Raw genomic sequence first — 22,706 nt, 5'->3', positions numbered from 1 at the left:
GCATAATAATTTAAATATATTATCATAAATTTTCTTAAATAATTTTGTTTTTCATTATTAAAAATTTATTAGATTTGATATTCCACAATCAAAATAATATTTATATGAAAAAACAATTATCAATGATCGGAATGCTTCTCATCACGGGCATTTCTTTCGCTCAGACAGATCGTCTTTGGTCTGAAGGCTCAAGAAAAACAAATTCAGAAGTCTTCGAAAACAAAAATTTCGTTACTAATCCAAAGGTTTACAGCCTCGATATTAACGGCCTGAAGAGCATATTGGCAAAAGCTCCCAAAAGACTCGCTGTGGGTGAAAAATCCATGATCATTATTTCTTTCCCAAATTCAGAAGGGAGAATGGAGAATTTTAAAGTAAAAGAAAATTCAAACTTTGACCCTCAATTAGCGGCAAAATATCCTGATATCAAATCTTACGTTGGTGAAGGCTTAGGTGATTCAAACTCTACTGTATACTTCAGTATTTCTCAGCTAGGATTATCTTCAATGGAAATTTATGGTGACAAATCTGCTGTTTTTATTGAACCTTACACGAAAGACTTATCTACTTATGTGGTTTACAGAAAATCAGATAAAAAAGATGACCTTAATAAGTTTGAATGCTCTGTTATTGATGTCGCTCAAAAAGGGGTTGCCAATACAAACAACCTCGCAGCAAGACCCAACGCTGATGATGCTAAACTAAGAACATTCAGGCTGGCACTTTCAAGTACAGGAGAATACACTACTTATTTCGGAGGAACAAAAGCCAACGCTTTAGCCGCAATGAACAACACCATGACCCGTGTAAACGGAGTTTTTGAAAAAGATTTTGCAGCAAGAATGGTTCTTATCGCTAATAATGATGCGGTAATTTACACCAATGCTTCTACGGATCCTTATTCTGCAGCCTCAGGAATGAGCAGTTGGAATTCTCAACTTCAATCTACTTTAACTTCAGTTATCGGGGAAGCAAATTATGACATCGGTCACTTATTCGGAGCTTCCGGAGGCGGTGGAAATGCAGGATGTATCGGTTGCGTTTGTACCAACGGTTCAAAAGGTAGTGGATATACTTCTCCGGCAGACGCTATTCCATCAGGAGATAATTTTGATATTGATTATGTAGCTCATGAAATGGGTCATCAATTTGGAGGGAACCACACTTTCTCTCATACCAATGAAGGAACTGGTGTGAATGTAGAACCTGGTTCAGGATCAACGATCATGGGATATGCAGGAATTACGGCTCAGGACGTTCAACCTCATTCAGATTCTTTCTTTCATGCGGTAAGCATTCAGCAAATCACCAATAACATTAAAGCTAAAACATGTCCGGTAAGCACATCAACAGGAAATTCAATTCCTACAGCTAATGCAGGATTAGATTATACCATTCCGAAAGGAACACCATTTGTGCTGACAGGAACAGGAACTGATGCCAACGGAGATTCACTAACTTATATTTGGGAACAAATGGACAGTGCCTCTTCTTCTCAAACAGGAGCAAGTTCTGCCGCAAGTGCTACAAAAGCAACAGGTCCTAATTTCAGATCTTGGACACCACAGACAACTCCTGTGAGATATTTCCCAAGAATGGCTTCTGTGTTAACGGGAGCAACTACAACCGCAGGTTCAGAAATCACAGTTGAAGCCCTATCTACCGTAGCCAGAACATTAAATTTCAGATTTACCGTTCGTGATAACAGAGCCGGAGGTGGCGGAAACAATTCTGATGACGCCATTGTTACTGTAAATGGAACAGCAGGACCATTCACTGTAAGTTCTCAAAACTCAGCAATAGCATACACAGGTGGAAGCTCTCAAACCGTAACCTGGAATGTGGCAGGAACTACAGCAAACGGCGTGAACGCAGCGAATGTAGATATTCTTTGGTCTACAGATAGCGGAAATACATGGACTACCTTATTAGCAGGAACTCCAAACGACGGTACACAACCGGTAACGATCCCGAATTCTGCTACCACTACAGGAAGAATTATGGTAAAAGGCTCTAATCATATTTTCTTTGATGTGAATAACGCCAATATTACTGTAAATGCAGGTTCTGGAATTATTGATACAACAGCTCCAACCGCTGCTACCCTTTCAGCTTCTGGAACTACTTCTACAAGCACAAACTTATCATGGAGTGGGTCAACTGACGCAGTAGGTGTTACGGGTTATGACGTATACCAAGGCGCTTCACTGATTGGTTCTACTGCTTCTACGTCTTACACCGTAACAAGCTTAACACCATCAACAAATTACAATTTCACTGTTAAAGCAAAAGACGCTGCAGGAAACATTTCTGTTGCAAGCAATTCTGTAAGCGTAACAACTCTTGCAGGAAGCACAGTCTCTTATTGCTCAGCTACTTCAACAAATACTGCTGATGAGAGAATTGGAAATGTGAAATTCGGAACCATAGATAATACATCAACAGGAACTGCAGGTTATGAAAATTTCACAACTATTTCCACGAATGTTACAAGAGGAAACACTTATGCGATTTCCGTAACTCCGGTTTGGACTTCAACTAATTATAGCGAAGCTTATGCAGTATATATAGATTATAACGGTAATGGTGACTTTACAGACAGCGGAGAATTAGCTTGGTCTAAAGCCGGCTCTACCACAACTCCAGCTACAGGAAGCATTACGATCCCTGCAACAGCAACGGTAGGAACTACAAGAATGAGAGTAATGATGCAATACAGCTCTATCCCAACATCACCCTGTGGATCATACACTTATGGACAGGTTGAAGATTATACATTAAATATAGCTTCTTCAGGAAAAGGAGAGTTATCAGACCCTAAAAATCTATTGACTGATATTAAATTATATCCAAATCCTGTAAGAGATATTCTAAATGTTTCTAATACGACTTCCGAAGATTACAAAATTTTCGATATGGGTGGAAAACTAATTAACTCAGGAAAACTTCAAAGAGGATCTGTAAATGTAAGCAGTCTTATTAAAGGTGCTTATATGATTCAAATCGGTGAGATCTCAAAAAGATTCATCAAAAACTAAGATAAACAATCATTAAAAAACAAGGAAAAGAGGCTTAAAAAAGCCTCTTTTTTTTATATCATCAACAAAAGATTTTAACATTATTTATTAAGAGATGACTCGCAGGTTCTTGTTTCAACCCATATTGATGTAGGGTTTTTATACCTTGAAGATTGCGCTTGCCAAACCCAGCTTAATTGTAAAACCCTGTTGACTTCAAACAAATTATCTTCTATGATAGATTTTATCTCAGAATCTGGCAAGCTATCAACTGTAATTCTAATTGATTTTAACAAGGAAAATATTTCAGCTAACTGGTTTTTTATAATTTTCGATATGGCAATAATACTGTCACGAAGTGTAGTTCCTGGATTATTTAAAATAAATATCACAACGAGATTAGAGCTTGATTCATATGTAATAACTTCTTTTTCAAAAGAAAAAAGATCATTTGTAGAAACTGCAAATTCACTCATGAGCTTATAAAGTCTTTTGAGTTTTTCATCTATTTGTATTTTTTTCAGGAATTTCCAATCTAGAAACTGCTTCCTACTGTACTCTATATTGTGCAATACCGTATAAAATGCTCCCATGTGACATCTGTATTCTAAATAATCATCAATAGTAGGTATTTGTTCTTTAGAATCAATCTGGCAGTTTTTATGGGTGATTTCAAAATGATAACAGTAAGCTTTTAAAAATTGCAGAAACCAATCTTCCGGAGAATTGTTTTTAACTTCACTTAATAACTCGATAAACAGTAGTTCTAGAGAATCCGGGTTTACAATACCGCTCAAAGTTTCATCTAGACCGCTTATATTATTAATAAACATTGTTGCTTTTTCTTGTTCTTCTTTTGAAAGAAACTTAAAAATATCACGACCTAAAGTATCGTTCAAATAAAAATCGAAAAAATTATTTTTAGCAATACAGAGCACTTCATCATAAGAACCCCTTGGATAAAATAATAAAGAAAAATTGATATATTCCTGAAAATTTGGTAGTGACATATTATGTTCTTCACCAAAGCTTTGAATATCTTTTTTTAAATCCTTACTTTGAGGATGTGGAGCAAATTTTCTATAAAATATCTCAGAGGCAATTTCTGGAGAAAGTAATTCTTTAAGGGAAAGCTGAGATTCTTGAAGTTCAAAATATTCTTTTTTTATACGATCAAAAAAAGAAACGTCAAATAAAATTTCAGATTGCATATGTTTGTTTTTTGGTTACATTAGTTTTAAAAAAATATAATTAATTACAGTGGTCTAAATTTATAATTTTAAACATAATCCCAATACTTATGTCAATTTAAATTAACTATTAAAATATTACTCATGTTTTAATAGTTAATTGAATTTATTTTTTGATTTAAAATTTTAATTAAAATATAATTAATTAACAAATATTTACCGTTAATATATTTTTATATATTAATTTATTTTCAATAGTATTACTAGGTAAATGAAATATTATGATTTTTTTTAAAAACTCGTTTATATATTTTACATTGTATAGCATACAAAATTTATCATCAATCATTATATTTGCTCTAAATTTAAAATTTCATGGAAAAAATTGATAGTCTGAACCAAGTAGCAGAATTCCATACTACTTTCAAAGCACCTATTTTAGATACCCCACAAATCCCTTCTCCGGAAAGATGCAATCTTAGAGTTGAGCTTTTACAAGAAGAATTAAACGAATTAAAACAAGCTATTGCAGATAATGATATCGTAGAGATTGCTGATGCTCTTTGTGACTTGCAATATGTTTTAAGTGGTGCTGTTCTAGAATTCGGACTTGGAGATAAATTTGTAGAGCTATTCAACGAAGTTCAGCGTTCTAACATGTCTAAAGCTTGTGATAATGAAGAGCAAGCCAATGAAACAGTTGAGTTCTATAAAGAAAAAGAAGTAGAATCTTTCTATGAAAAATCTGGAGAAAAATTCAATGTATACAGACAGGCAGATCATAAAGTATTGAAAAACAAATATTATTCTCCTGCCGATCTTAAGACAATTATCGAAAAATAATATGAAAAAAATAATCACAAATGTTGTTACCATTTCTTGCGTAGTTTTGGCAACCCAGCAGTTCAGCGCTCAAAAAGTAGTGGTGAACCGCGAAGTTGAGTCTACAAAAGATGGTAAAATGCTTTTAGGACCTCAAACCAAAGAGCAATTCACAAAAGCTCCTTATGCAGATTGGTATGTAAAAGAGCATGATGAATATGCTGTTGATCAAAAAGCGATTAGTGAACTTAAAAAAGATAAATTAGGATCTTATAATATCACTGCTTTTATCGGAACCTGGTGCGAAGACAGCCACAGAGACTTTCCAAGATTGATGAAAGTTTTAGAGGCTGCAAAATATCCTGAAGGTAAAATAACCGTTATTGCAGTAAACCGCAAGAAAGAATCTCCTTCTGGTGAAGAGGGCTTATATAATATCCAAAAAGTCCCAACCATTATTGTTGAAAGATATGGCAAGGAAATTGGAAGGATTATAGAAATGCCTTCAACAGGCTACATAGAAAGAGATTTGGTTGAAATTTTAAATAAAGACGACCAATCTGTGATTAAAGAAATATTTAAAAAATAGATTTGAAAAATATTAGAATTATTATCCCATTTTTAGCAGGAATACTCATCATGTTAGTCCTGTTTTTTAGCCTTAAATCTTGTTTTAATCTTGGAGGTAAAACGGAGAAATCAGATTATTATATCCTGACCAACCAAATTTCTAAGATGAATAAAATGGTGGTTTTGGAGCAAAATGTTTCAAGCATGCAAAAAACCAAGATGGGTTATGAAGTGTTCGGAAGCGAAGTTTCTAGCAATAGTATCATTACGTATACGAAAACCAATGCGCAAGTTTCTTACGACTTAAACAAAATGAAAATGGAGGTAGATTCTATCAACAAAAAATTGATTATTACAGAATTGCCAAATGCTGATATAAGAATCACACCCAGTGTAGAAATACAGTCTCTGGATGATTCTTTTTTCAATAGAATCTCTGAGAAAGACATTAAAAATGTAACTCAAAAAGCTAAAGATGTAGCTATTAATTCTATTGATCAAAATAAGCTAAGAAACGAAGGACATCAGCAATTAATAGAAAACCTGAATAATATCTTCGTGCTGGCAAAAGCATTGAATTACACCATTGAAGATAAGACCGGAAAAATTGGTACCTTAGGACTCTAAAATAAAAACCATGGATCCAAAAGAAATCAACAAAGGTAAATCATCAGAAATACAAGCTGATAAAGATTTAGACACTTCTTCTTTATCTAAAAAGACAAAAGAAGCTGAAAAAGAGAATAGTCAAAATTCTACAACCAATAAATCCGGAAAGAACGGAGGTTAATCGTGTTATTTGATTATAGAAATTTCAGCACATTTTCGTTTTGGCAAAAGCTTTAAATTACCCTATAGAAGATAAGACCGGGAAAATTGGTATCTTAGGAATCTAAAACAAAAACTATGGATCCAAAAGAAAACAACAAAGGTAAATCATCAGAAATACAAGCTGATAAAGATTTAGACACTTCTTCTTTATCTAAAAAGACAAAAGAGGTTGAAAAAGAAAATAGTCAAAATTCTACAACCAATAAATCCGGAAAGACCGGAGGTTAATTCTGTTATTTGATTATAGAAATTTCATCATATTTTCATTTTGGCAAAGGCTTTGAACTATACTATAGAAGACAATACGGTCAACTCGGTATTGCGAGACTTTAAAAAATTGAAAGCTATGAGTAATTCAAAAGACAATAACAAAAAGAAAGAATCTACGAATTCTGCAGAAGCGAAAAAGCAAAATCAGGATTTCCCTGATATTCCTGCTTCATCAAAAAAGACCAGCCCGCCGGATATTGAAAAGGAAGACATTCAAAAAGCTTCTAAAAATAAATCCGGAAAAACGGACAATACAGATCAATAAAAAAATTAAAAGTCTGCTTCGAAAGAGGCAGACTTTTATAAAAAAAAAATAATATCAAACTTATAGTATACTATACAATAGTGGACTTTCCTATTCTCACATTCTCAAAATTGTAATATGTTTTTTCTGAATATTTAATATAATCTACAATAAAATCTCCCACTTCACTGGTTGAATAAGACTGTTCAGAATTAAGATCTGCAGTTACATATTTATTTTCGATAGCATGCTCTACAGATTCTCTTAATTTACGAGCCGCATCTTCTAATCTCAAATGATCTAACATCATAGCCGCACTCAAAATAGAAGCAATAGGATTTGCAATTCCTTTTCCTTTTGCCTGAGGATAAGATCCGTGGATTGGCTCGAATAAAGCATTTGAATCCCCAATGGAAGCCGACGGCAATAATCCTATTGACCCTCCAATAACACTGGCTTCATCAGAAATAATATCTCCAAACATATTCTCCGTTAAAATAACATCAAACTGCTTTGGATTAAGAATCAACTGCATCGCCGCATTATCTACAAACATAAAATCTAATGCAACATCAGGATATTCTTTCGCGATTTCCTTACATACTTTTCTCCATAGCCTTGAAGTATCCAATACATTAGCTTTATCAATAAGAGTCACTTTTTTTCTGCGCTTCTGTGCATCCTGAAATGCGAGATGAGCAATCTGAACAATATCTTCTCTGCTATATCTGCAAACATCGTAAGCATAAGACCCGTCTTCCTCAGTATATTTTTCGCCAAAATAAATTCCGCTAATCAATTCTCTGTAAATCTGAATATCAGTTCCTTCAATAATTTCTTTTTTTAGTGGACTTTTTGAGACGAGTGAAGAATATGTTTTCAAAGGCCTGATATTTGCAAAAAGCCCTAGCTCTTTACGAAGTCTTAAAAGCCCTTGTTCAGGTCTTACTTTAGCATCTGGATTGTTATCAAATGAAGGATCTCCAATGGCACCGAATAGAACTGCATCAGAATGTTTACAGAGCTCAAGCGTATCTTCCGGCAGCGGATTTCCCGTTTGAAAAATAGCTTCAGCACCTATAATTCCGTATTTGAAATCGAAATTATAATTGAATAAACTACCAATAGTTTTCAATATTTTCACACTCTCATCGGTAACTTCAGGGCCCACTCCATCTCCGGGAAGCACCGCGATTTTAAAATAATTAGTATCCATATTTTTGTGTTTTTAGTTCAAATTCTTGTATCACCTGTTTTTTGCTGATTAAAAAATCAATATCATCATAGCCATTTAAAAGGCATATTTTTTTATAAGAATCAAGTTCAAATTTTTCTGTTTTACCATTAAAAGTGATTATTTGCTTTTCTACATCAACAGCAATCTCACTTTCAGGATTTTCGGTGATTTCATTTAAAATCTCTTTTAAAAATTCATCTGAAACTTTTACAGGAAGTAACCCATTATTCAAAGCATTTCCTTTAAAAATATCAGCAAAAAAACTTGACACTACTACTTTGAAACCATAATCTGTCAAAGACCATGCCGCATGTTCACGGCTGCTTCCACATCCAAAATTATTTCCTGCAACAAGAACCTCTCCGCTATATTTTGGGTTATTTAAAACAAAATCAGAATTTGGTTCATTTGTATGAACGTTGTATCTCCAATCTCTGAAAAGATTATCTCCAAAGCCTTTTTTATCAATGCTTTTTAAAAATCTTGCCGGAATAATTTGATCTGTGTCTATATTTTCTACCGGCATTGGTACAGCACGCGATTGTATTATAGTTAGTTTTTGCATTGTTATATCGTAAATAATTTAAAATAAAAGCTGCTTTTGAGAATATGATAACTCAACATTTACAAAAGCAACATCCTCTCTCATTATTTGTTTGTATTGTTATTTCTTAATTTAAATTTTCAAAGACTGAAATTCTTCCTTCAATCGCAACTTTCGCTGCGGTTAACGGACTTGCCAAAATTGTTCTGGAACCCTGCCCTTGCCTGCCTTCAAAGTTTCGGTTAGATGTTGAAACACAGTATTCACCTTCTGGGATTTTATCATCATTCATAGCTAAACAAGCTGAGCATCCGGGTTGTCTGATCTGAAATCCTGCGTCATTAAATATTTTATCTAGCCCTTCTTCATACAATTGTTTTACAACCAATTGAGATCCTGGAACAATTAAAGCCTTTACATCCTGAGATTTATTTTTTCCTTTAATATATTCTGCTGCCGATCTAAAATCTTCAATTCTAGCATTGGTACAACTTCCTATAAATACATAATTCACATGAATATCTGAAAGAGATTGACCGGCCTTTAACCCCATATATTGCAACGCTTTTTCTTCTGATTCATTTTGAGGCGCAGGAATCACTTCATGCAATGGAATTCCCATTCCGGGGTTAGTTCCATAAGTGACCATAGGCTGTATATCCGAAGCATCAAACGTAAATTCTTCATCAAAAGTAGCATCAGATTCTGTTTTCAACGTCTTCCAATAGACTAATTTATCTTCCCATTCCTGCCCTTTGGGTGCAAAAGTTTTTCCTTTTATATATGCAAAAGTGGTATCATCCGGAGCAATCATTCCTCCTCTCGCTCCCATTTCAATACTCATATTACAAACGGTCATTCTTCCTTCCATAGACATTTCTTCAAAAACCTGTCCGGCATATTCACAGAAATAACCTGTTCCACCATTCGTTCCAACTTTAGAAATAATATAAAGAATAACATCTTTGGGCTGAACGTTGCTTTTCAACTTCCCATTCACTGTTATTCTCATTGATTTAGGTTTATTAAGCAACAAACACTGACTTGCAAAGACCTGCGCTACCTGACTTGTACCAATTCCAAATGCAATTGATCCAAAAGCACCGTGCGTAGAAGTATGACTGTCACCACAAACAATACTCATTCCGGGCTGGGTAATTCCTAATTCTGGGGCAATAATATGTACAATCCCTTGATACTGGTGACCCAGACCAAACAATTCAATATTATTTTTCTTACAATTTTCTGTTAGATGCTCTACCTGATTTCTTGATAACTCATCTTCTATGGGTAGTTCTTGATGCAATGTAGGAACGTTATGATCTGCTGTAGCCACAATTTGCTTAGGCCTGAATACTTCAAGATTTCTGGCTTCCAGTTCGGCAAAAGCCTGTGGACTTGTCACTTCATGAATTAAATGCTTATCAATATATATAATTTGTGGGCCGTCCGGAATTGTTTCTACAACATGGGCATCCCATACTTTATCAAAGAGTGTATTTTTATTATTGTTCATTTTTGATATATTTGATTTGAAACTCTCCTATCCTATTTTTCTGCTAAAAGCAGTCATCATCATATGAAGATCTTCATTATCTATTTCCTTTTTCATATCGGCAGCTTTTAAAAATTCATGATATAAAAAATCCAGTTCATTTTTAGTAACATCAAAACCAATATGCTTAAAACGATAGGCCAATGCTGAACGCCCGCTTCTGGCAGTAAGAATAATGGAAGATTCATTAATACCTACATCTTCAGGATTAATGATTTCATAGGTTTCTCTATTTTTAATAACACCATCCTGATGAATTCCTGAGCTGTGAGCAAAAGCATTAGCTCCCACAATGGCCTTATTAGGCTGAACGAATACACCCATCAAATCCGAAACTAAAGTACTCATCTTGTTAAGCATTTTTGAATTGACATCTGTATGTAAATTCAAATCTGTATGCTGTTTTAGAATCATGACAACTTCTTCCAGCGCTGTGTTTCCAGCTCTTTCTCCAAGCCCGTTAATGGTGCATTCAATTTGTCGGGCTCCATTCACAACACCCGAAATTGAATTAGCTGTCGCCAATCCTAAATCATTGTGGCAGTGACAAGACAATACAGCCTTATCAATACCTTTTACATTTTCTTTTAAATATTTAATCTTAGCACCATATTCTTCGGGAAGGCAATAGCCTGTAGTATCAGGAATATTAAGAACCGTTGCTCCGGCCTTAATTACTTCTTCACATACTTTTGCCAAATAATCATTATCTGTTCTTCCCGCATCTTCTGCATAAAACTCTACATCTTCAACAAAGCTTTTGGCGTATTTCACCGCATCAACAGCCCGCTCTATAATGTCTTCTCTTGTAGAATTGAATTTATATTTAATATGAGAATCTGAAGTTCCTATTCCGGTATGGATTCTTGGTCTTTTTGCATATTTTAGAGCTTCCGCAGCTATTTCTATATCTTTTTTATTAGCTCTTGTTAATCCGCAAACCTTAGCATTTTTTACCAATTTTGAAATTTCAGAAACAGAATGAAAATCTCCCGGACTAGAAACCGGAAATCCTGCTTCAATTATATCAATTCCTAATTCATCAAGCCTCTCCGCAATGGTTAATTTTTGCTCTGTATTAAGCTTACATCCAGGAACCTGCTCACCATCTCTCAACGTCGTATCAAAAATTTCAATTTTTTCGGAATTCATAATAAAGTTTTTACTTAATTTTGATTCAAAACTAAAGATTGAATTATTTTTTCATTTTCATATTTATTAAAAAATACAATATTCAATCAGCCAAGAATAAACATCAATAAAATGATAATCAAACACTTATATTCTTAAAATTTACAATGGCAGAATTACAAAAAGATTTTTTATTTGTACTTATTAAATCTTTGACAACCTCCGAAAAACGACAATTTAAACTCTATGTGAACCGCTTGGGAATCAATATAGATGCAAAATTTTTGCTTCTTTTTTCAGAATTGGATAAAATGAATGAATATGATGAAAACATTATTCTTCAAAAAAAGATATCTACGAAACAGCAGCTTTCTAACCTCAAAGCCCATCTTTACAAACAGCTTTTGGTAAGTCTTCGTATGAATCCCAGTCATCAGAACTATCGAATTCAACTTAGGGAACAGTTGGATTTTGCCAATATTCTTTATCAAAAAGGCCTTTATAAGCAAGCTTTAAAAATATTAGATAAAACCAAACAGTATGCCCTGGAATTAGATGAAAAAAGCATCGCCTCAGAAATTATTGACTTAGAAAAAGTGATTGAATCACAATTCATTACACGAAGTATTGCCGGAAGAGCAGAAGAATTAATTAAGCAATCTAACGCGGTAAGTAAGCAAAATCAATATACAACACAACTTTCTAATCTTTCATTAAAGCTTTATAGTGAAATGCTTACGCATGGCTATGTAAAAAATGATGAAGGGCGAAAGGAAATTTTGGATATATTTAATTCACAAATCAAAAACATAAAGCCTTTTAAGCTTAATTTCACAGAGAAATTATGGTATTACAAAGCACATGTATGGAAAAATCAGCTGCTACAGGATTATAAGTATACGTTGAAATACGCCTTTCAATGGGTGGAATTATTCCATCAAAACCCTGAAATGATTGCCAGTCATCCCGTTTGGTATATCAAAGGAAACACCTATTTGCTTAAGATTCTTTTCCTTTATGGTAATATTGATATTCTAGAAAAGCATTTCGGGAATTTCAATAAAATGGTAAATTCTCAAAGTTTTGCCCAGAATGAAAACTTACAATCTCTTATTTTCTTAACGCATTATAATACGTTGATGAATATTCACTTTATAAAAGGTGAATTTTTCACAGGAACCAAGCTTATTCCTGAAATAGAAATGAAGATGGAAAAACTTCGGGATAAAATTGATGAACATCATTTTATGATTTTCTATATTAAAATAGCAGCCATGCTTTTTGGAAGTAAGAAATATAATGAATCTTTGGAATACTCTAAGAAAATCATTGAATCTAAAGGAATGGTACAGGAAGATCTATTGTTTCATACCCGAATCCTGATCTTAATGTCGAAACACGAATCAGGAAACGATGAAGATTATGATGAATTTATAAAAGCGACGTTGAAGTTTACCCATAAAATGAAAAAACCGGAAGCATTTCATTTTGAAAGTATCGACTTTTTCAAAAACTTGAATAATTTAGTTTTAAATAAAAGACAAGAGGCCTTTGAAAATTTTGATAAAAAACTGAGCATTTTTTCTAAAAATGAATATTATAGAAGATCACTTTTCTACATCGATATTCATGGATGGGTACAATCTAAAGTTCAAAATGTAGATGTTATAGAAATTATTAAACGAAAAGTGAAATATAAAAAAAGAAACTAAATGGCAGTTTAGAATTTATTACTGCCATTTAATACATTTAGATCCACAATCTTGTGATAAAATTTACTGCATTTTTATGGCTGATCTTTTCCATAATTACAGGGGAAAAATCTTCTGCTACTCTTTTATTGATGGAATTGTATTTTGTGGCATCTTTAAACTCTTCAAAGAAAAAAGGATAGCGGGATTGATCTGGATGTTCAGCATCAAAGAAAAAATCTGCTCCATATGCAATACAATCTTCAGCACCCAAATCTAAACCGTACTGAATGTGTTCATAGAATCTTTCCGGATGTTGAAGATCAATATAATCTTTAATGAAGTTAAGCCCGATTAACCCTTTTCTTTTAATCACTTCTTTTACCAATTCATCGGGAAGATTTCTGTTGTTTTTGTATACGTTTCTATAATTAGAATGGCTCGCAAGAATGGATATCTTGTAATTTCTCTGATCAATATAATTCAGGATATCATAGGCTAATTGATCACTTGTATGAGCCAAATCAATCGCAATTTTCTTATCAGCCAGATAATCAATAAGTACTTTTCCATCTTCTTTTAAGCCTGTTTCAGAATTATTTCCGCCTCCGAAACGATTTTCAGAATGATGAGTAATCCCTAGATACAATACTTTTTGGGTATTTTTAATAATCGTTTCAAGGTTTTTAAATCCTATATCCAGATTCATTTCCTCTTCACAAAATGACGATGCATTTTCAATAGCAGCAAGAATACCTACTCTATTATCATTAGGTATATCATTTTCATCTTTAAAAAGAAAAAAATCATCGGTATTCAATAGATCTGCGAAAATTTCACTTTGCAGAATTCCTTCTTCTGTACTATTCTTTGCTGTAGCGGCATAAATTGCCATTACCTGAAGCTTTACATTTCCTTCTTTTAAGTGTGGTAATGCGCATCTTACTTCTTTATCATTTGGTTTTGAGTTTTCCTTTAATAGATAATATAATAAGTCGCAGTGTAAATCGATATTAAAATGAGTCATTAGTGTATGTTGTATTTAAAACTTTAGTTATCTTATTTTTTTGATGACATTAAGTTCTTTATTAATATATTCTATGTTAGAATTTTCAAAAACTTTTATAAGCTCCGGCACAAAATCTCCGAATGTCTTATATTGAGCCCTATTAGCATTGTATTCTTTTATTTTTTCTTCTAACTGAGGTAAAAAGATGAAGTAATTTTTAAGATGATACTCTTCCAATTTTTTGGCGCGTTCTTCATCATGTTGAATTTTTGCGGTCTGAATTTCACCCAATCTCACTAAATGCTCTACCACGCACGTCTGATAATCTGCTACTCCATTTGTTTTGGTCATAATCTCTTTTAAATTTGATTTTTCGAATAAATCTTTAAACTTTTCCATTTGTTTTTTATACCTATAGACTTCTTTATTCACAAATGAATGTCCAAATTCATGAACGGTTAAAAACCTCGCCTGAAATTGATTATCATAGCCAAAATACCCCGGCTGCTCTACTCTCATGAATGGACTTGCAATTTCATAAATACTTTTATTTCCTAATTTATGCTGCACATCAGCACCTATTCCACGTCCTTCATTATCATCAATAGGCCACATCATCATCGGCGAGATAAGAACGATGTATTCCTGAAAACCTTCTCCATAAAACTGTTCCATAGCAGAAGTGAAATTTACAGGGATTTGCTTGCTGTATTCTGCTATTCCACCTTCATAAAATGCTTTGTTTTCTTTAAAGAATCCCCCTATCTTTTCTTTATCATAGAAACGTTCAAGCTCAGCAATATAATTTTTAATGAGAGAAGTCACCTCTTCATTTTGCTCTTTAGTTAATGTATTTCTTTCAAAAGCATATGATTCAGCCCATCCTTTCAACGGAAATTCTTTATGGGATAAAAGAGGCTTCATCATTACATCATTTCCAATGCCATATTTTTCTAATAATGTGTCATTAATTTTTGCAGTTAAATATGCTATATTAGAGTTCTTTAAATGACCATACTTCTCCAATGCTTTTTTCACAATAGGTTGATAGGTAGAACATTCCTTAATTTTAAAAAGTTCAAAACCTTTATTAGCTTTTCTATGGTCTGCCGAAAGGATTTCAGCAAGGAAATAAGTCTCTATATTCTTATGGTAAGACACCGAAAATTTCGAGGTATTTTTTTGAGAAAAAGAGAGAGTGAAAAATAGAAGAATAAAAAATGTGAGGATACTTTTCATGGTTTTGTATTAATTCTTTAATTCAAATATACGTTAATATACCTTTTTAAATAAAAAATGCGTATTTTTGCAACTTAAAATTTCTTAGTAAACAATGATAAAAATTACACTTCCAGACAATAGTGTCAACGAATTTGAAGGAGCAGTTACTCCTTTAGATGTGGCAAAATCTATAAGCGAGGGATTGGCTAGAAACACCATTTCCGCAATTGTTAATGACAAACAAGTAGAGATCACCACACCTATAACCACGGATTCTACGGTACAATTGTTAACCTGGAATGACGATCTTGGAAAGAAAGCATTCTGGCATTCTTCTGCTCACCTTTTGGCGCAGGCGATTATGGAATTTTATCCTCAAGCTAAGTTGACAATTGGTCCGGCAATCGAAAGTGGATTCTATTATGATGTAGATTTTGGAGACGAAAGTTTATCCGAAAAAGATTTTGAGAAGATTGAGAAGAAAGTATTAGAAAATGCTAAAAAAGCTTCAACATTCTCATTATACCCTGTATCTAAAGAAGAAGCGTTGAAAACGTTTGCAGATAATCCTTACAAAGTTGAGTTGATTTCTAATCTTAATGATGGAGAAATCACATTTGTAACTCACGATGATTTCACAGATTTATGTCGTGGAGGGCACATTCCTAATACAGGAATTGTGAAAGCGATGAAGATTTTAAATGCAGCAGGAGCTTATTGGAGAGGAAATGAGAAGAATCCTCAATTAACAAGAGTGTATGGTATTTCTTTCCCTAAACAGAAAGATCTTACTGAACATCTTGAAAGATTAGAAGAAGCTAAAAGAAGAGATCATAGAAAATTAGGTAAAGAATTAGGTATTTTTGCATTTTCTGAAAAAGTAGGTGCCGGTTTACCACTTTGGTTGCCAAAGGGAACTGCTTTAAGAAGAAAATTAGAAAATTTCCTTTCTGTTGCTCAGAAAAAAGGAGGTTACGAATTCGTAATGTCTCCACATATTGGTTCAAAAGAACTATATGTAACTTCTGGTCACTGGGATAAATATGGAGCAGACAGCTTTCAGCCGATTAAAACTCCAAATGAAGGAGAAGAATTCTTACTGAAGCCAATGAACTGCCCTCACCACTGTGAAATTTATAAAACTTCACAATGGAGCTACAGAGATCTTCCAAAAAGATATGCAGAATTCGGAACGGTTTACAGATATGAGCAAAGTGGAGAACTTCATGGCTTAACAAGAGTTCGTGGGTTTACTCAGGATGATGCTCACCTTTTCTGTACTCCGGATCAGCTTTTAGAAGAATTTGAAAAGGTAATTGACTTAACACTTTATGTATTTAAATCTTTAGGATTTGAAGATTTTGTAACTCAGGTTTCTTTAAGAGATCCTGATAACAAAGAAAAATATATCGGTTCTGATGAGAATTGGGAAAAAGCCGAAAGTGCGATTATTAACGCAGCAGAGAAAAAAGGACTAAAAACAGTTATAGAATACGGAGAAGCTGCATTTTATGGTCCTAAGCTAGATTTCATGGTGAAAGATGCTTTAGGAAGAAAATGGCAGTTAGGAACTATTCAGGTAGATTATAACTTACCGGAAAGATTTGATCTTCACTATATCGGAAGTGACAATGAAAAACACAGACCGGTAATGATTCACAGAGCACCATTTGGGTCTATGGAACGTTTTATCGCGATTTTATTAGAAAATACTGCAGGAGATTTCCCATTATGGTTAAGCCCTGATCAGTTCATTATTCTACCAATCAGTGAAAAATATGTAGATTATGCGAAAAAAGTTTCACAATTTTTAGAAAATCACGATATTAGCGGTCAGATTGATGACAGAAATGAGAAAACGGGTAAAAAGATCCGTGATGCAGAATTAAACAAGATCCCATTCATGCTGGTTGTAGGAGAGAATGAAGAGAAAGATGGAACGATTTCTATAAGAAGACGTGGAGAAGGAGATCTTGGAGTGATGAATATGGAAGATTTCGTCAATTATTTTAAGAAAGAAGCAGCAATATAATTATTGCTAAATAGAAAGTTAACCAATAAAATTTAATACAATAGCACAAAGATTTAACAACAGGGGCCCACAAAGACGTCCTGTACAGGAGGACTTACACTTGATCAACGATAAAATTCGTGTGAGAGAGCTTCGTTTAGTGGGCGATAACGTAGAGCCGGGAATTTATCCAATTGATAAAGCAAGACAATTTGCTGCAGAGCAGGAATTGGATCTTGTGGTAATTTCTGATAAGGCAGAACCGTTTATTGCAAGAATATTAGAATATAAAAAATTCTTATATGAGCAAAAGAAAAAACAGAAAGAGCTTAAAGCTAAACAAGTAAAAGTGGTAGTAAAGGAGATCCGTTTCGGACCTCAGACTGATGACCATGATTATGAGTTTAAAAGAAAGCACGCTGAAAAATTCTTAGAAGAAGGTTCAAAATTGAAAACCTACGTATTTTTTAAAGGACGTTCGATTATCTTTAAAGATCAGGGAGAAATCTTACTTCTAAAACTAGCTCAGGAATTAGAGCACGTTGGAAAAGTAGATCAGTTGCCTAAACTGGAAGGAAAAAGAATGATTATGATGATGAGTCCTAAAAAACCAGCAAAATAATTTAAGTAGATTTTAAATCTATTCTTTAAAATATAAACCTCAAAGCAATTTGAGGTTTTTTTTGTTTATTGAAATTATTCCTTCTTTTAAATTTATATCCATCAAATTTACCATCCTGAAAAGATCCAAGCATCAAATTGAAAATAATCTGGAAAGACTTTTTTTTAAAGAATTCTTGTGCTTAAATCCACTTGTATATCCTAAATATTTAATCTCATTTTTTATCAGCTTATCACATTCATTATTAAAATGAGAAATTATACTTTTTATTAAAGTAGTTAAATAAATAATAAATTTTCTTTCATTATTTTATAAAATTTATGATACTTATTAATTAATCATTAAAATTTATCATACATCAATTTCGCATGAAAAGTTTAGCTCTACATTTGCTTTAGAAATAACAAAGAAAATTATTTAAATATTAATTAATAACATAAAAAACAAAACAATGAGCGCACTAAAATTAAAAGACGGAACAGAAATTTACTATAAAGATCAAGGAGAAGGACCAACATTAATGTTTCACCACGGATGGCCTTTATCATCAGATGATTGGGATGCACAAGTGATTTTTTTCTTGCAGAAAGGCTTTAGGGTAATCACTCACGACAGAAGAGGTCATGGACGTTCAAGCCAGAATATATACAATCACACTATTGAGCAGTACGCTTCTGATGCAGCTGAATTGGTAGAATTTCTTGATCTGAAAGATGTTATTCACATTGGCCACTCAACAGGTGGTGGTGAAGTAATCCGTTATGTTAACAAATACGCAAATGGCAGAGCAAAAAAAGCAGTATTGATTAGTGCTGTTCCACCAATTATGGTGAAAAGTGAAAGTAATCCTGACGGTGTTCCAATGGAAGTTTTTGACGGTATCAGAGAACAAACATTAAACAACAGACAACAGTTTTACATCGATTTGACTATCCCTTTCTACGGGTATAACAGAGAAGGTGCTGTTGTAAAAGAAGGAGTCCAGAGAAACTGGTGGAGACAAGGAATGATGGGAGGTATTGTTGCTCATTATGATGGTATCAAAGCGTTTTCTGAAACTGATTTCAGAGAAGATTTGCAATCCGTTGACATTCCTGTTTTGGTATTGCATGGAGAAGACGACCAGATTGTACCTTATCAAAATGCAGCATTAAAATCAATTAAATTATTGAAAAACGGTAAACTTATTACGTATCCAGGTTTTCCTCACGGGATGCCAACTACTGAAGCTGCAACAATTAATAAAGACCTTTTAGAGTTTTTTACATCATAATTTAATTTACATACATTAAAAAACTACGAGCAATTCTTGTTTCTCGTAGTTTTTGCTTTAGGCAATAAACTTTACAACTCTTCCCTCTCACAGCCTAAATTTTCCTTTCAGGTATCATATTTTTTTCGTAATTTTGCAGCCTATTATTCCTAATAACCTTTAGGGGTAATCTATAGAGATATTGATAACAAAACAATAAAAAGCAAAAAAATGCCAAAATTAAAAACGAAATCAGGTGCTAAGAAGCGTTTTAAACTTACCGGAACTGGTAAGATTAAAAGAAAAAATGCTTTCAAAAGCCACATCTTGACAAAAAAGGAAACTAAGCAAAAGAGAAATCTTACGCAAACTTCTTATGTTGCAAAAGTGGACGAAAAGAGCGTTAAGCGTCAATTAGCAATTCAGTAGTTTTTATAATCCTTATTCGGTTTATAAGAATAACAATTCAATATTTTAACCCTGAAATGGTGCAGATAAGTGTAATGAAATAGTTTACCGCCCTTTTCAAAAAAACAATTTAAATTATGCCTAGATCAGTAAATGCCGTAGCTTCAAGAGCTCGCAGAAAGAAAATTATTAAGCAAGCTAAAGGTTTTTTCGGTAGAAGAAAGAACGTTTGGACTGTAGCTAAAAATGCCGTGGAAAAAGCAATGCAATATGCTTACCGTGGTAGAAAAGAGAAAAAGAGAAATTTCAGATCACTTTGGATCATGCGTATCAACGCAGGAGCTAGAGAGCACGGAATGTCTTACTCTCAGTTTATGGGAGCTCTTAAAAAGAACAACATCGAGCTTAACAGAAAAGTTTTAGCTGACTTAGCTATGAACTATCCTGAAGCTTTCAAAGCTGTTGTAGATCAAGTAAAATAATGTAAAATTTTTTGTTATCAATATAAATCCCGAGTTTTTTGCTCGGGATTTTTTTATTATCTACATTTGCTATATTATTAAATATATAAAACTTTATTTAAAAGTGAAAAAATTATCTACTCTTCTACTCCTTTCATTATCAACTTACAGTTTACAGGCTCAAAGTTTTATTCAGGCTTATCAAGACAGAGCCAACCTGATTACTCAAACCAATATCACCACAAATTTGCAAGATTTTGGAAATTTGGGGGTGAAAACGACAGGTTCTCTAGCCAATACGAATGCTTTTAACTGGATAAAGAATAAGTATCTTTCTTATGGCTATACAGTAACCCAGATGGAAGAAGATCCTTTTACAGCAGGAGGTCTCAGTTCTAAAAATCTGATCATTACCAAAACAGGAACTGTTTATCCTAATAAATACGTTATTATCTGTGGGCATTACGACACCATTGTAGGTCCTGGAGTAAGTGATAACGGAAGTGGAACATCTATTATCTTAGAAGCAGCAAGGATTTTAAAAGATGTACCTACAGAATATTCTATTAAGTTTATTCATTTTTCGGGCGAAGAGCAAGGATTATATGGAAGCGATCATTACGCCAATAATGTAGTATTTAAAAACGGAGTACGTGATTTAGATATACGATTGGTTTTCAATATAGATCAAGTGGGTGGCAAATTATCAAATCCAAGTAATTCTATAAAATGTGAGAGTGACCAAAGCGGGCAGCCAGGAAATAATGCAGCGTCCCTATCTTTCACCCAACAACTAGCAACCTGTACTACTTTGTATTCTCCATTGCAGACTGTAATGTCTAATGCCTATTCATCAGATTATATGCCTTTTGAAGCTAATGGAGATATCATTACAGGGTTCTATGAAACGCCTCAAAGCCATAATGAACATACTGTAAATGATACTTTTGCCAATGTAGATCCTGGCTATGTATTTAAAGTTGGAAAGGCTGCCCTTGGAGCATTGCAGCATTTTTCAGTTGCTTCAACTACAGTTTTAAGCGTAAAAGATATATCGTCAAAAAAAGTACTAGAATCTATAAAAGTATATCCTAATCCTGCAAAAGAAGTCCTTACTATAGAATTACCAACAAAGATTAAAGCCTTTAATGTTGAAATTACTGACGCTAGTGGACGTTCATTATTTTCAGGTGAAAACCAAACCAAAATAAATGTTTCTACTTTAGTAAATGGAACTTATTTATGTACAGTGAAAACAGAAAACGGAAGTGTTACAAGAAAAGTAATTATTGAAAAATAAATTTCATTCCCGTAAGATTAATAGATCCTGAGTTTTTTGCTTGGGATTTTTTTATTATCTACATTTGCTTGAAATTAACACAAATGCAATAAACTCAATCAGAATGATAAAATCAGCTACCTTTTTTCTATGTTCATTGTCAATTTACAACTTTCAGGCCCAAAGCTTTATTCAAGCTTATCAAGACCGTGCCAATATGGTTACCCAAACTAATATTACCACTAACCTGCAGGAATTTTCAAATTTTGGAATCAAAACTACAGGTTCTGCTAATAATGCGAACGCCCTAAATTGGCTTAAAAACAAATATGCATCATACGGATACTCTGCAAGTCAGATTGTAGAAGACCCTTTTACTTTTGGAAGTACAAGTTCTAAAAATTTAGTTATTACCAAAACAGGAACCTTATATCCTAACAAATATGTGATTATTTGTGGGCATTTTGATACTATTAATGGTCCTGGAGTAAATGACAACGGAAGCGGAACCTCAATTATCTTGGAGGCGGCAAGAATTTTAAAAGATGTTCCCACGGAATATTCTATTAAGTTTATTCATTTTTCGGGAGAAGAGCAAGGTTTAAGAGGAAGCCAACACTACGCAAATACTGTAGCTTATCAAGGAAGCAACCGAGTATTAGACATAAAATTAGTTTTTAATCTGGATCAGGTAGGCGGAAAAATGGGAAATAACAACAATACCGTTTTTTGTGACGAAGATATGGGAGGAAACTCTAGTAATACGGCGGCAGGAGTTGCTGCTACTCAGGAATTGGTAACACTTACAGGGCTTTATTCTCCTCTTTTGACGGATATTGACCAAGCAGAAGATACCGATTATATGCCTTTTGAAGCAAAAGGAGAAGTGATTACGGGTTATTTTGAAAAATTAAGGAGCACCTATCCACATACCTCCAATGATACTTTTGCCAATACAGATCCTGTATATATTTACAATGTTGGGAAAGCTTCTGTGGGAGCACTTCAACACTTTGCCGTAGCAACTACTGCAAGTACATTAAGTACCAAAAATCTTTCAGTGAATACATTAGAATCTATAAAAATATATCCTAATCCTGCAAAAGATTTTCTACACATTGAATTACCTAAAAAAGGCAAAGATTTCAGTTTTGAAATCACTGACATGATTGGTCATACATTAATAAAAGAAGAAAATAAGACTCAGATTAATATTTCAAATTTAGCAAATGGAGCTTATATTGGTGTATTAAAATCCGAAGGTCAGACGGTTGTCAGAAAAATTTTAATTGAAAAATAATTTCACAAAAAAAGAGCTAATCTCAATGATTGGCTCTTCTA

Annotated in this window: 22 protein-coding genes; 15 read left to right on the top strand and 7 right to left on the bottom strand. The window is 33.5% G+C overall.

What is annotated here, in order from left to right; all coding sequences use genetic code 11:
- Positions 1–104 precede the first annotated feature (104 nt).
- Positions 105–3,038: a reprolysin-like metallopeptidase gene (locus tag BUB80_RS00595; RefSeq protein ID WP_073289937.1), complete on the top strand. Its 2,934-nt coding sequence runs from the start codon at positions 105–107 to the stop codon at positions 3,036–3,038.
- 80 nt (positions 3,039–3,118) lie between these two features.
- On the opposite strand, the gene BUB80_RS00590 is transcribed toward BUB80_RS00595, so the two are convergent.
- Positions 3,119–4,228 (bottom strand): terpene synthase family protein, encoded by a 1,110-nt coding sequence (locus BUB80_RS00590; RefSeq protein ID WP_073289936.1) that lies wholly within the window; start codon positions 4,226–4,228, stop codon positions 3,119–3,121.
- Between the two features lie 354 nt (positions 4,229–4,582).
- On the opposite strand from BUB80_RS00590, the gene BUB80_RS00585 reads away from it, so the two are divergent.
- The 6 genes from BUB80_RS00585 (at position 4,583) to BUB80_RS00570 (ending at position 6,965) form a co-directional block, all read left to right on the top strand.
- Entirely contained in the window at positions 4,583–5,050 is a 468-nt protein-coding gene (locus BUB80_RS00585) for a pyrophosphohydrolase domain-containing protein (RefSeq protein ID WP_073289934.1), read from the top strand.
- A 1-nt stretch (position 5,051) separates the two neighbouring features.
- Positions 5,052–5,618: a TlpA family protein disulfide reductase gene (locus BUB80_RS00580; protein ID WP_073289933.1), complete on the top strand. Its 567-nt coding sequence runs from the start codon at positions 5,052–5,054 to the stop codon at positions 5,616–5,618.
- 2 nt (positions 5,619–5,620) lie between these two features.
- A complete protein-coding gene (locus BUB80_RS00575; RefSeq protein WP_073289931.1) occupies positions 5,621–6,226 on the top strand; it encodes a DUF4230 domain-containing protein in 606 nt (201 codons plus the stop codon).
- A gap of 10 nt (positions 6,227–6,236) precedes the next feature.
- Positions 6,237–6,389 carry a hypothetical protein gene (locus tag BUB80_RS23520; RefSeq protein WP_175549548.1) on the top strand — a complete coding sequence of 51 codons (153 nt, stop codon included), beginning with the start codon at positions 6,237–6,239 and terminating at the stop codon, positions 6,387–6,389.
- Between the two features lie 116 nt (positions 6,390–6,505).
- Positions 6,506–6,658 carry a hypothetical protein gene (locus tag BUB80_RS23515; RefSeq protein ID WP_175549547.1) on the top strand — a complete coding sequence of 51 codons (153 nt, stop codon included), beginning with the start codon at positions 6,506–6,508 and terminating at the stop codon, positions 6,656–6,658.
- Positions 6,659–6,776: 118 nt separating this feature from the next.
- Positions 6,777–6,965: a hypothetical protein gene (locus BUB80_RS00570; protein WP_073290147.1), complete on the top strand. Its 189-nt coding sequence runs from the start codon at positions 6,777–6,779 to the stop codon at positions 6,963–6,965.
- A gap of 70 nt (positions 6,966–7,035) precedes the next feature.
- Here BUB80_RS00570 and leuB read toward each other — a convergent pair whose 3' ends face one another.
- The 4 genes from leuB to BUB80_RS00550 form a co-directional block, all read right to left on the bottom strand.
- The gene (leuB, locus tag BUB80_RS00565; RefSeq protein ID WP_073289929.1) at positions 7,036–8,160 is read right to left on the bottom strand and encodes a 3-isopropylmalate dehydrogenase; all 1,125 of its coding nucleotides are present in this window, start codon (positions 8,158–8,160) and stop codon (positions 7,036–7,038) included.
- Entirely contained in the window at positions 8,150–8,746 is a 597-nt protein-coding gene (leuD, locus tag BUB80_RS00560) for a 3-isopropylmalate dehydratase small subunit (RefSeq protein ID WP_073289927.1), read from the bottom strand. Before leuD ends, leuB begins: the two co-directional genes overlap by 11 nt.
- 106 nt (positions 8,747–8,852) lie before the next feature.
- Positions 8,853–10,241 (bottom strand): 3-isopropylmalate dehydratase large subunit, encoded by a 1,389-nt coding sequence (leuC, locus tag BUB80_RS00555; protein ID WP_073289925.1) that lies wholly within the window; start codon positions 10,239–10,241, stop codon positions 8,853–8,855.
- A 27-nt stretch (positions 10,242–10,268) separates the two neighbouring features.
- Positions 10,269–11,432 carry a 2-isopropylmalate synthase gene (locus BUB80_RS00550; protein ID WP_073289923.1) on the bottom strand — a complete coding sequence of 388 codons (1,164 nt, stop codon included), beginning with the start codon at positions 11,430–11,432 and terminating at the stop codon, positions 10,269–10,271.
- 146 nt (positions 11,433–11,578) lie between these two features.
- Here BUB80_RS00550 and BUB80_RS00545 point away from each other — a divergent pair, with 146 nt between their 5' ends.
- A complete protein-coding gene (locus BUB80_RS00545) occupies positions 11,579–13,123 on the top strand; it encodes a hypothetical protein (RefSeq protein ID WP_073289921.1) in 1,545 nt (514 codons plus the stop codon).
- Between the two features lie 37 nt (positions 13,124–13,160).
- Here the strand turns inward: BUB80_RS00545 and BUB80_RS00540 are convergent, their stop codons facing one another.
- Positions 13,161–14,129 (bottom strand): dipeptidase, encoded by a 969-nt coding sequence (locus BUB80_RS00540; protein WP_073289919.1) that lies wholly within the window; start codon positions 14,127–14,129, stop codon positions 13,161–13,163.
- A 27-nt stretch (positions 14,130–14,156) separates the two neighbouring features.
- Positions 14,157–15,350: a DUF4932 domain-containing protein gene (locus BUB80_RS00535; RefSeq protein ID WP_073289917.1), complete on the bottom strand. Its 1,194-nt coding sequence runs from the start codon at positions 15,348–15,350 to the stop codon at positions 14,157–14,159.
- A 94-nt stretch (positions 15,351–15,444) separates the two neighbouring features.
- Here BUB80_RS00535 and thrS point away from each other — a divergent pair, with 94 nt between their 5' ends.
- The 7 genes from thrS to BUB80_RS00500 all read left to right on the top strand — a co-directional run bounded on the left by thrS (position 15,445) and on the right by BUB80_RS00500 (position 22,665).
- The gene (gene thrS, locus BUB80_RS00530) at positions 15,445–17,364 is read left to right on the top strand and encodes a threonine--tRNA ligase (protein ID WP_073289915.1); all 1,920 of its coding nucleotides are present in this window, start codon (positions 15,445–15,447) and stop codon (positions 17,362–17,364) included.
- 100 nt (positions 17,365–17,464) lie between these two features.
- Entirely contained in the window at positions 17,465–17,965 is a 501-nt protein-coding gene (gene infC, locus BUB80_RS00525; RefSeq protein ID WP_175549546.1) for a translation initiation factor IF-3, read from the top strand.
- A 451-nt stretch (positions 17,966–18,416) separates the two neighbouring features.
- Positions 18,417–19,238, top strand: a complete 822-nt coding sequence (locus BUB80_RS00520) for an alpha/beta fold hydrolase (protein WP_073289911.1) — start codon at positions 18,417–18,419, stop codon at positions 19,236–19,238.
- 210 nt (positions 19,239–19,448) lie between these two features.
- A complete protein-coding gene (rpmI, locus tag BUB80_RS00515; protein WP_072406970.1) occupies positions 19,449–19,646 on the top strand; it encodes a 50S ribosomal protein L35 in 198 nt (65 codons plus the stop codon).
- Between the two features lie 116 nt (positions 19,647–19,762).
- Complete coding sequence (gene rplT / locus BUB80_RS00510) at positions 19,763–20,107, top strand: 50S ribosomal protein L20 (protein ID WP_054508924.1); 345 nt, start codon at positions 19,763–19,765, stop codon at positions 20,105–20,107.
- A 103-nt stretch (positions 20,108–20,210) separates the two neighbouring features.
- Positions 20,211–21,386, top strand: a complete 1,176-nt coding sequence (locus tag BUB80_RS00505; RefSeq protein ID WP_073289909.1) for a M28 family peptidase — start codon at positions 20,211–20,213, stop codon at positions 21,384–21,386.
- 103 nt (positions 21,387–21,489) lie between these two features.
- Complete coding sequence (locus tag BUB80_RS00500) at positions 21,490–22,665, top strand: M28 family peptidase (RefSeq protein ID WP_073289907.1); 1,176 nt, start codon at positions 21,490–21,492, stop codon at positions 22,663–22,665.
- The last annotated feature ends 41 nt before the right edge of the window (positions 22,666–22,706 follow it).

The sequence above is a fragment of the Chryseobacterium polytrichastri genome (assembly GCF_900142445.1).
In the GTDB taxonomy this organism is placed as follows: Bacteria; Bacteroidota; Bacteroidia; order Flavobacteriales; family Weeksellaceae; genus Chryseobacterium; species Chryseobacterium polytrichastri.
Note: the sequence above shows the minus strand (reverse complement) of the source record. Positions and strands in the feature narration are given on the sequence as shown.

What these genes read in the sequence shown, in the direction of transcription:
- BUB80_RS00595 (WP_073289937.1), top strand. Translation starts at nt 105, where the DNA reads ATGAAAAAACAATTATCAATGATCGGAATGCTTCTCATCACGGGCATT.
- BUB80_RS00590 (WP_073289936.1), bottom strand. Translation starts at nt 4,228, where the DNA reads ATGCAATCTGAAATTTTATTTGACGTTTCTTTTTTTGATCGTATAAAA.
- BUB80_RS00585 (WP_073289934.1), top strand. Translation starts at nt 4,583, where the DNA reads ATGGAAAAAATTGATAGTCTGAACCAAGTAGCAGAATTCCATACTACT.
- BUB80_RS00580 (WP_073289933.1), top strand. Translation starts at nt 5,052, where the DNA reads ATGAAAAAAATAATCACAAATGTTGTTACCATTTCTTGCGTAGTTTTG.
- BUB80_RS23520 (WP_175549548.1), top strand. Translation starts at nt 6,237, where the DNA reads ATGGATCCAAAAGAAATCAACAAAGGTAAATCATCAGAAATACAAGCT.
- BUB80_RS23515 (WP_175549547.1), top strand. Translation starts at nt 6,506, where the DNA reads ATGGATCCAAAAGAAAACAACAAAGGTAAATCATCAGAAATACAAGCT.
- BUB80_RS00570 (WP_073290147.1), top strand. Translation starts at nt 6,777, where the DNA reads ATGAGTAATTCAAAAGACAATAACAAAAAGAAAGAATCTACGAATTCT.
- leuB (WP_073289929.1), bottom strand. Translation starts at nt 8,160, where the DNA reads ATGGATACTAATTATTTTAAAATCGCGGTGCTTCCCGGAGATGGAGTG.
- leuD (WP_073289927.1), bottom strand. Translation starts at nt 8,746, where the DNA reads ATGCAAAAACTAACTATAATACAATCGCGTGCTGTACCAATGCCGGTA.
- leuC (WP_073289925.1), bottom strand. Translation starts at nt 10,241, where the DNA reads ATGAACAATAATAAAAATACACTCTTTGATAAAGTATGGGATGCCCAT.
- BUB80_RS00550 (WP_073289923.1), bottom strand. Translation starts at nt 11,432, where the DNA reads ATGAATTCCGAAAAAATTGAAATTTTTGATACGACGTTGAGAGATGGT.
- BUB80_RS00545 (WP_073289921.1), top strand. Translation starts at nt 11,579, where the DNA reads ATGGCAGAATTACAAAAAGATTTTTTATTTGTACTTATTAAATCTTTG.
- BUB80_RS00540 (WP_073289919.1), bottom strand. Translation starts at nt 14,129, where the DNA reads ATGACTCATTTTAATATCGATTTACACTGCGACTTATTATATTATCTA.
- BUB80_RS00535 (WP_073289917.1), bottom strand. Translation starts at nt 15,350, where the DNA reads ATGAAAAGTATCCTCACATTTTTTATTCTTCTATTTTTCACTCTCTCT.
- thrS (WP_073289915.1), top strand. Translation starts at nt 15,445, where the DNA reads ATGATAAAAATTACACTTCCAGACAATAGTGTCAACGAATTTGAAGGA.
- BUB80_RS00520 (WP_073289911.1), top strand. Translation starts at nt 18,417, where the DNA reads ATGAGCGCACTAAAATTAAAAGACGGAACAGAAATTTACTATAAAGAT.
- rpmI (WP_072406970.1), top strand. Translation starts at nt 19,449, where the DNA reads ATGCCAAAATTAAAAACGAAATCAGGTGCTAAGAAGCGTTTTAAACTT.
- rplT (WP_054508924.1), top strand. Translation starts at nt 19,763, where the DNA reads ATGCCTAGATCAGTAAATGCCGTAGCTTCAAGAGCTCGCAGAAAGAAA.
- BUB80_RS00500 (WP_073289907.1), top strand. Translation starts at nt 21,490, where the DNA reads ATGATAAAATCAGCTACCTTTTTTCTATGTTCATTGTCAATTTACAAC.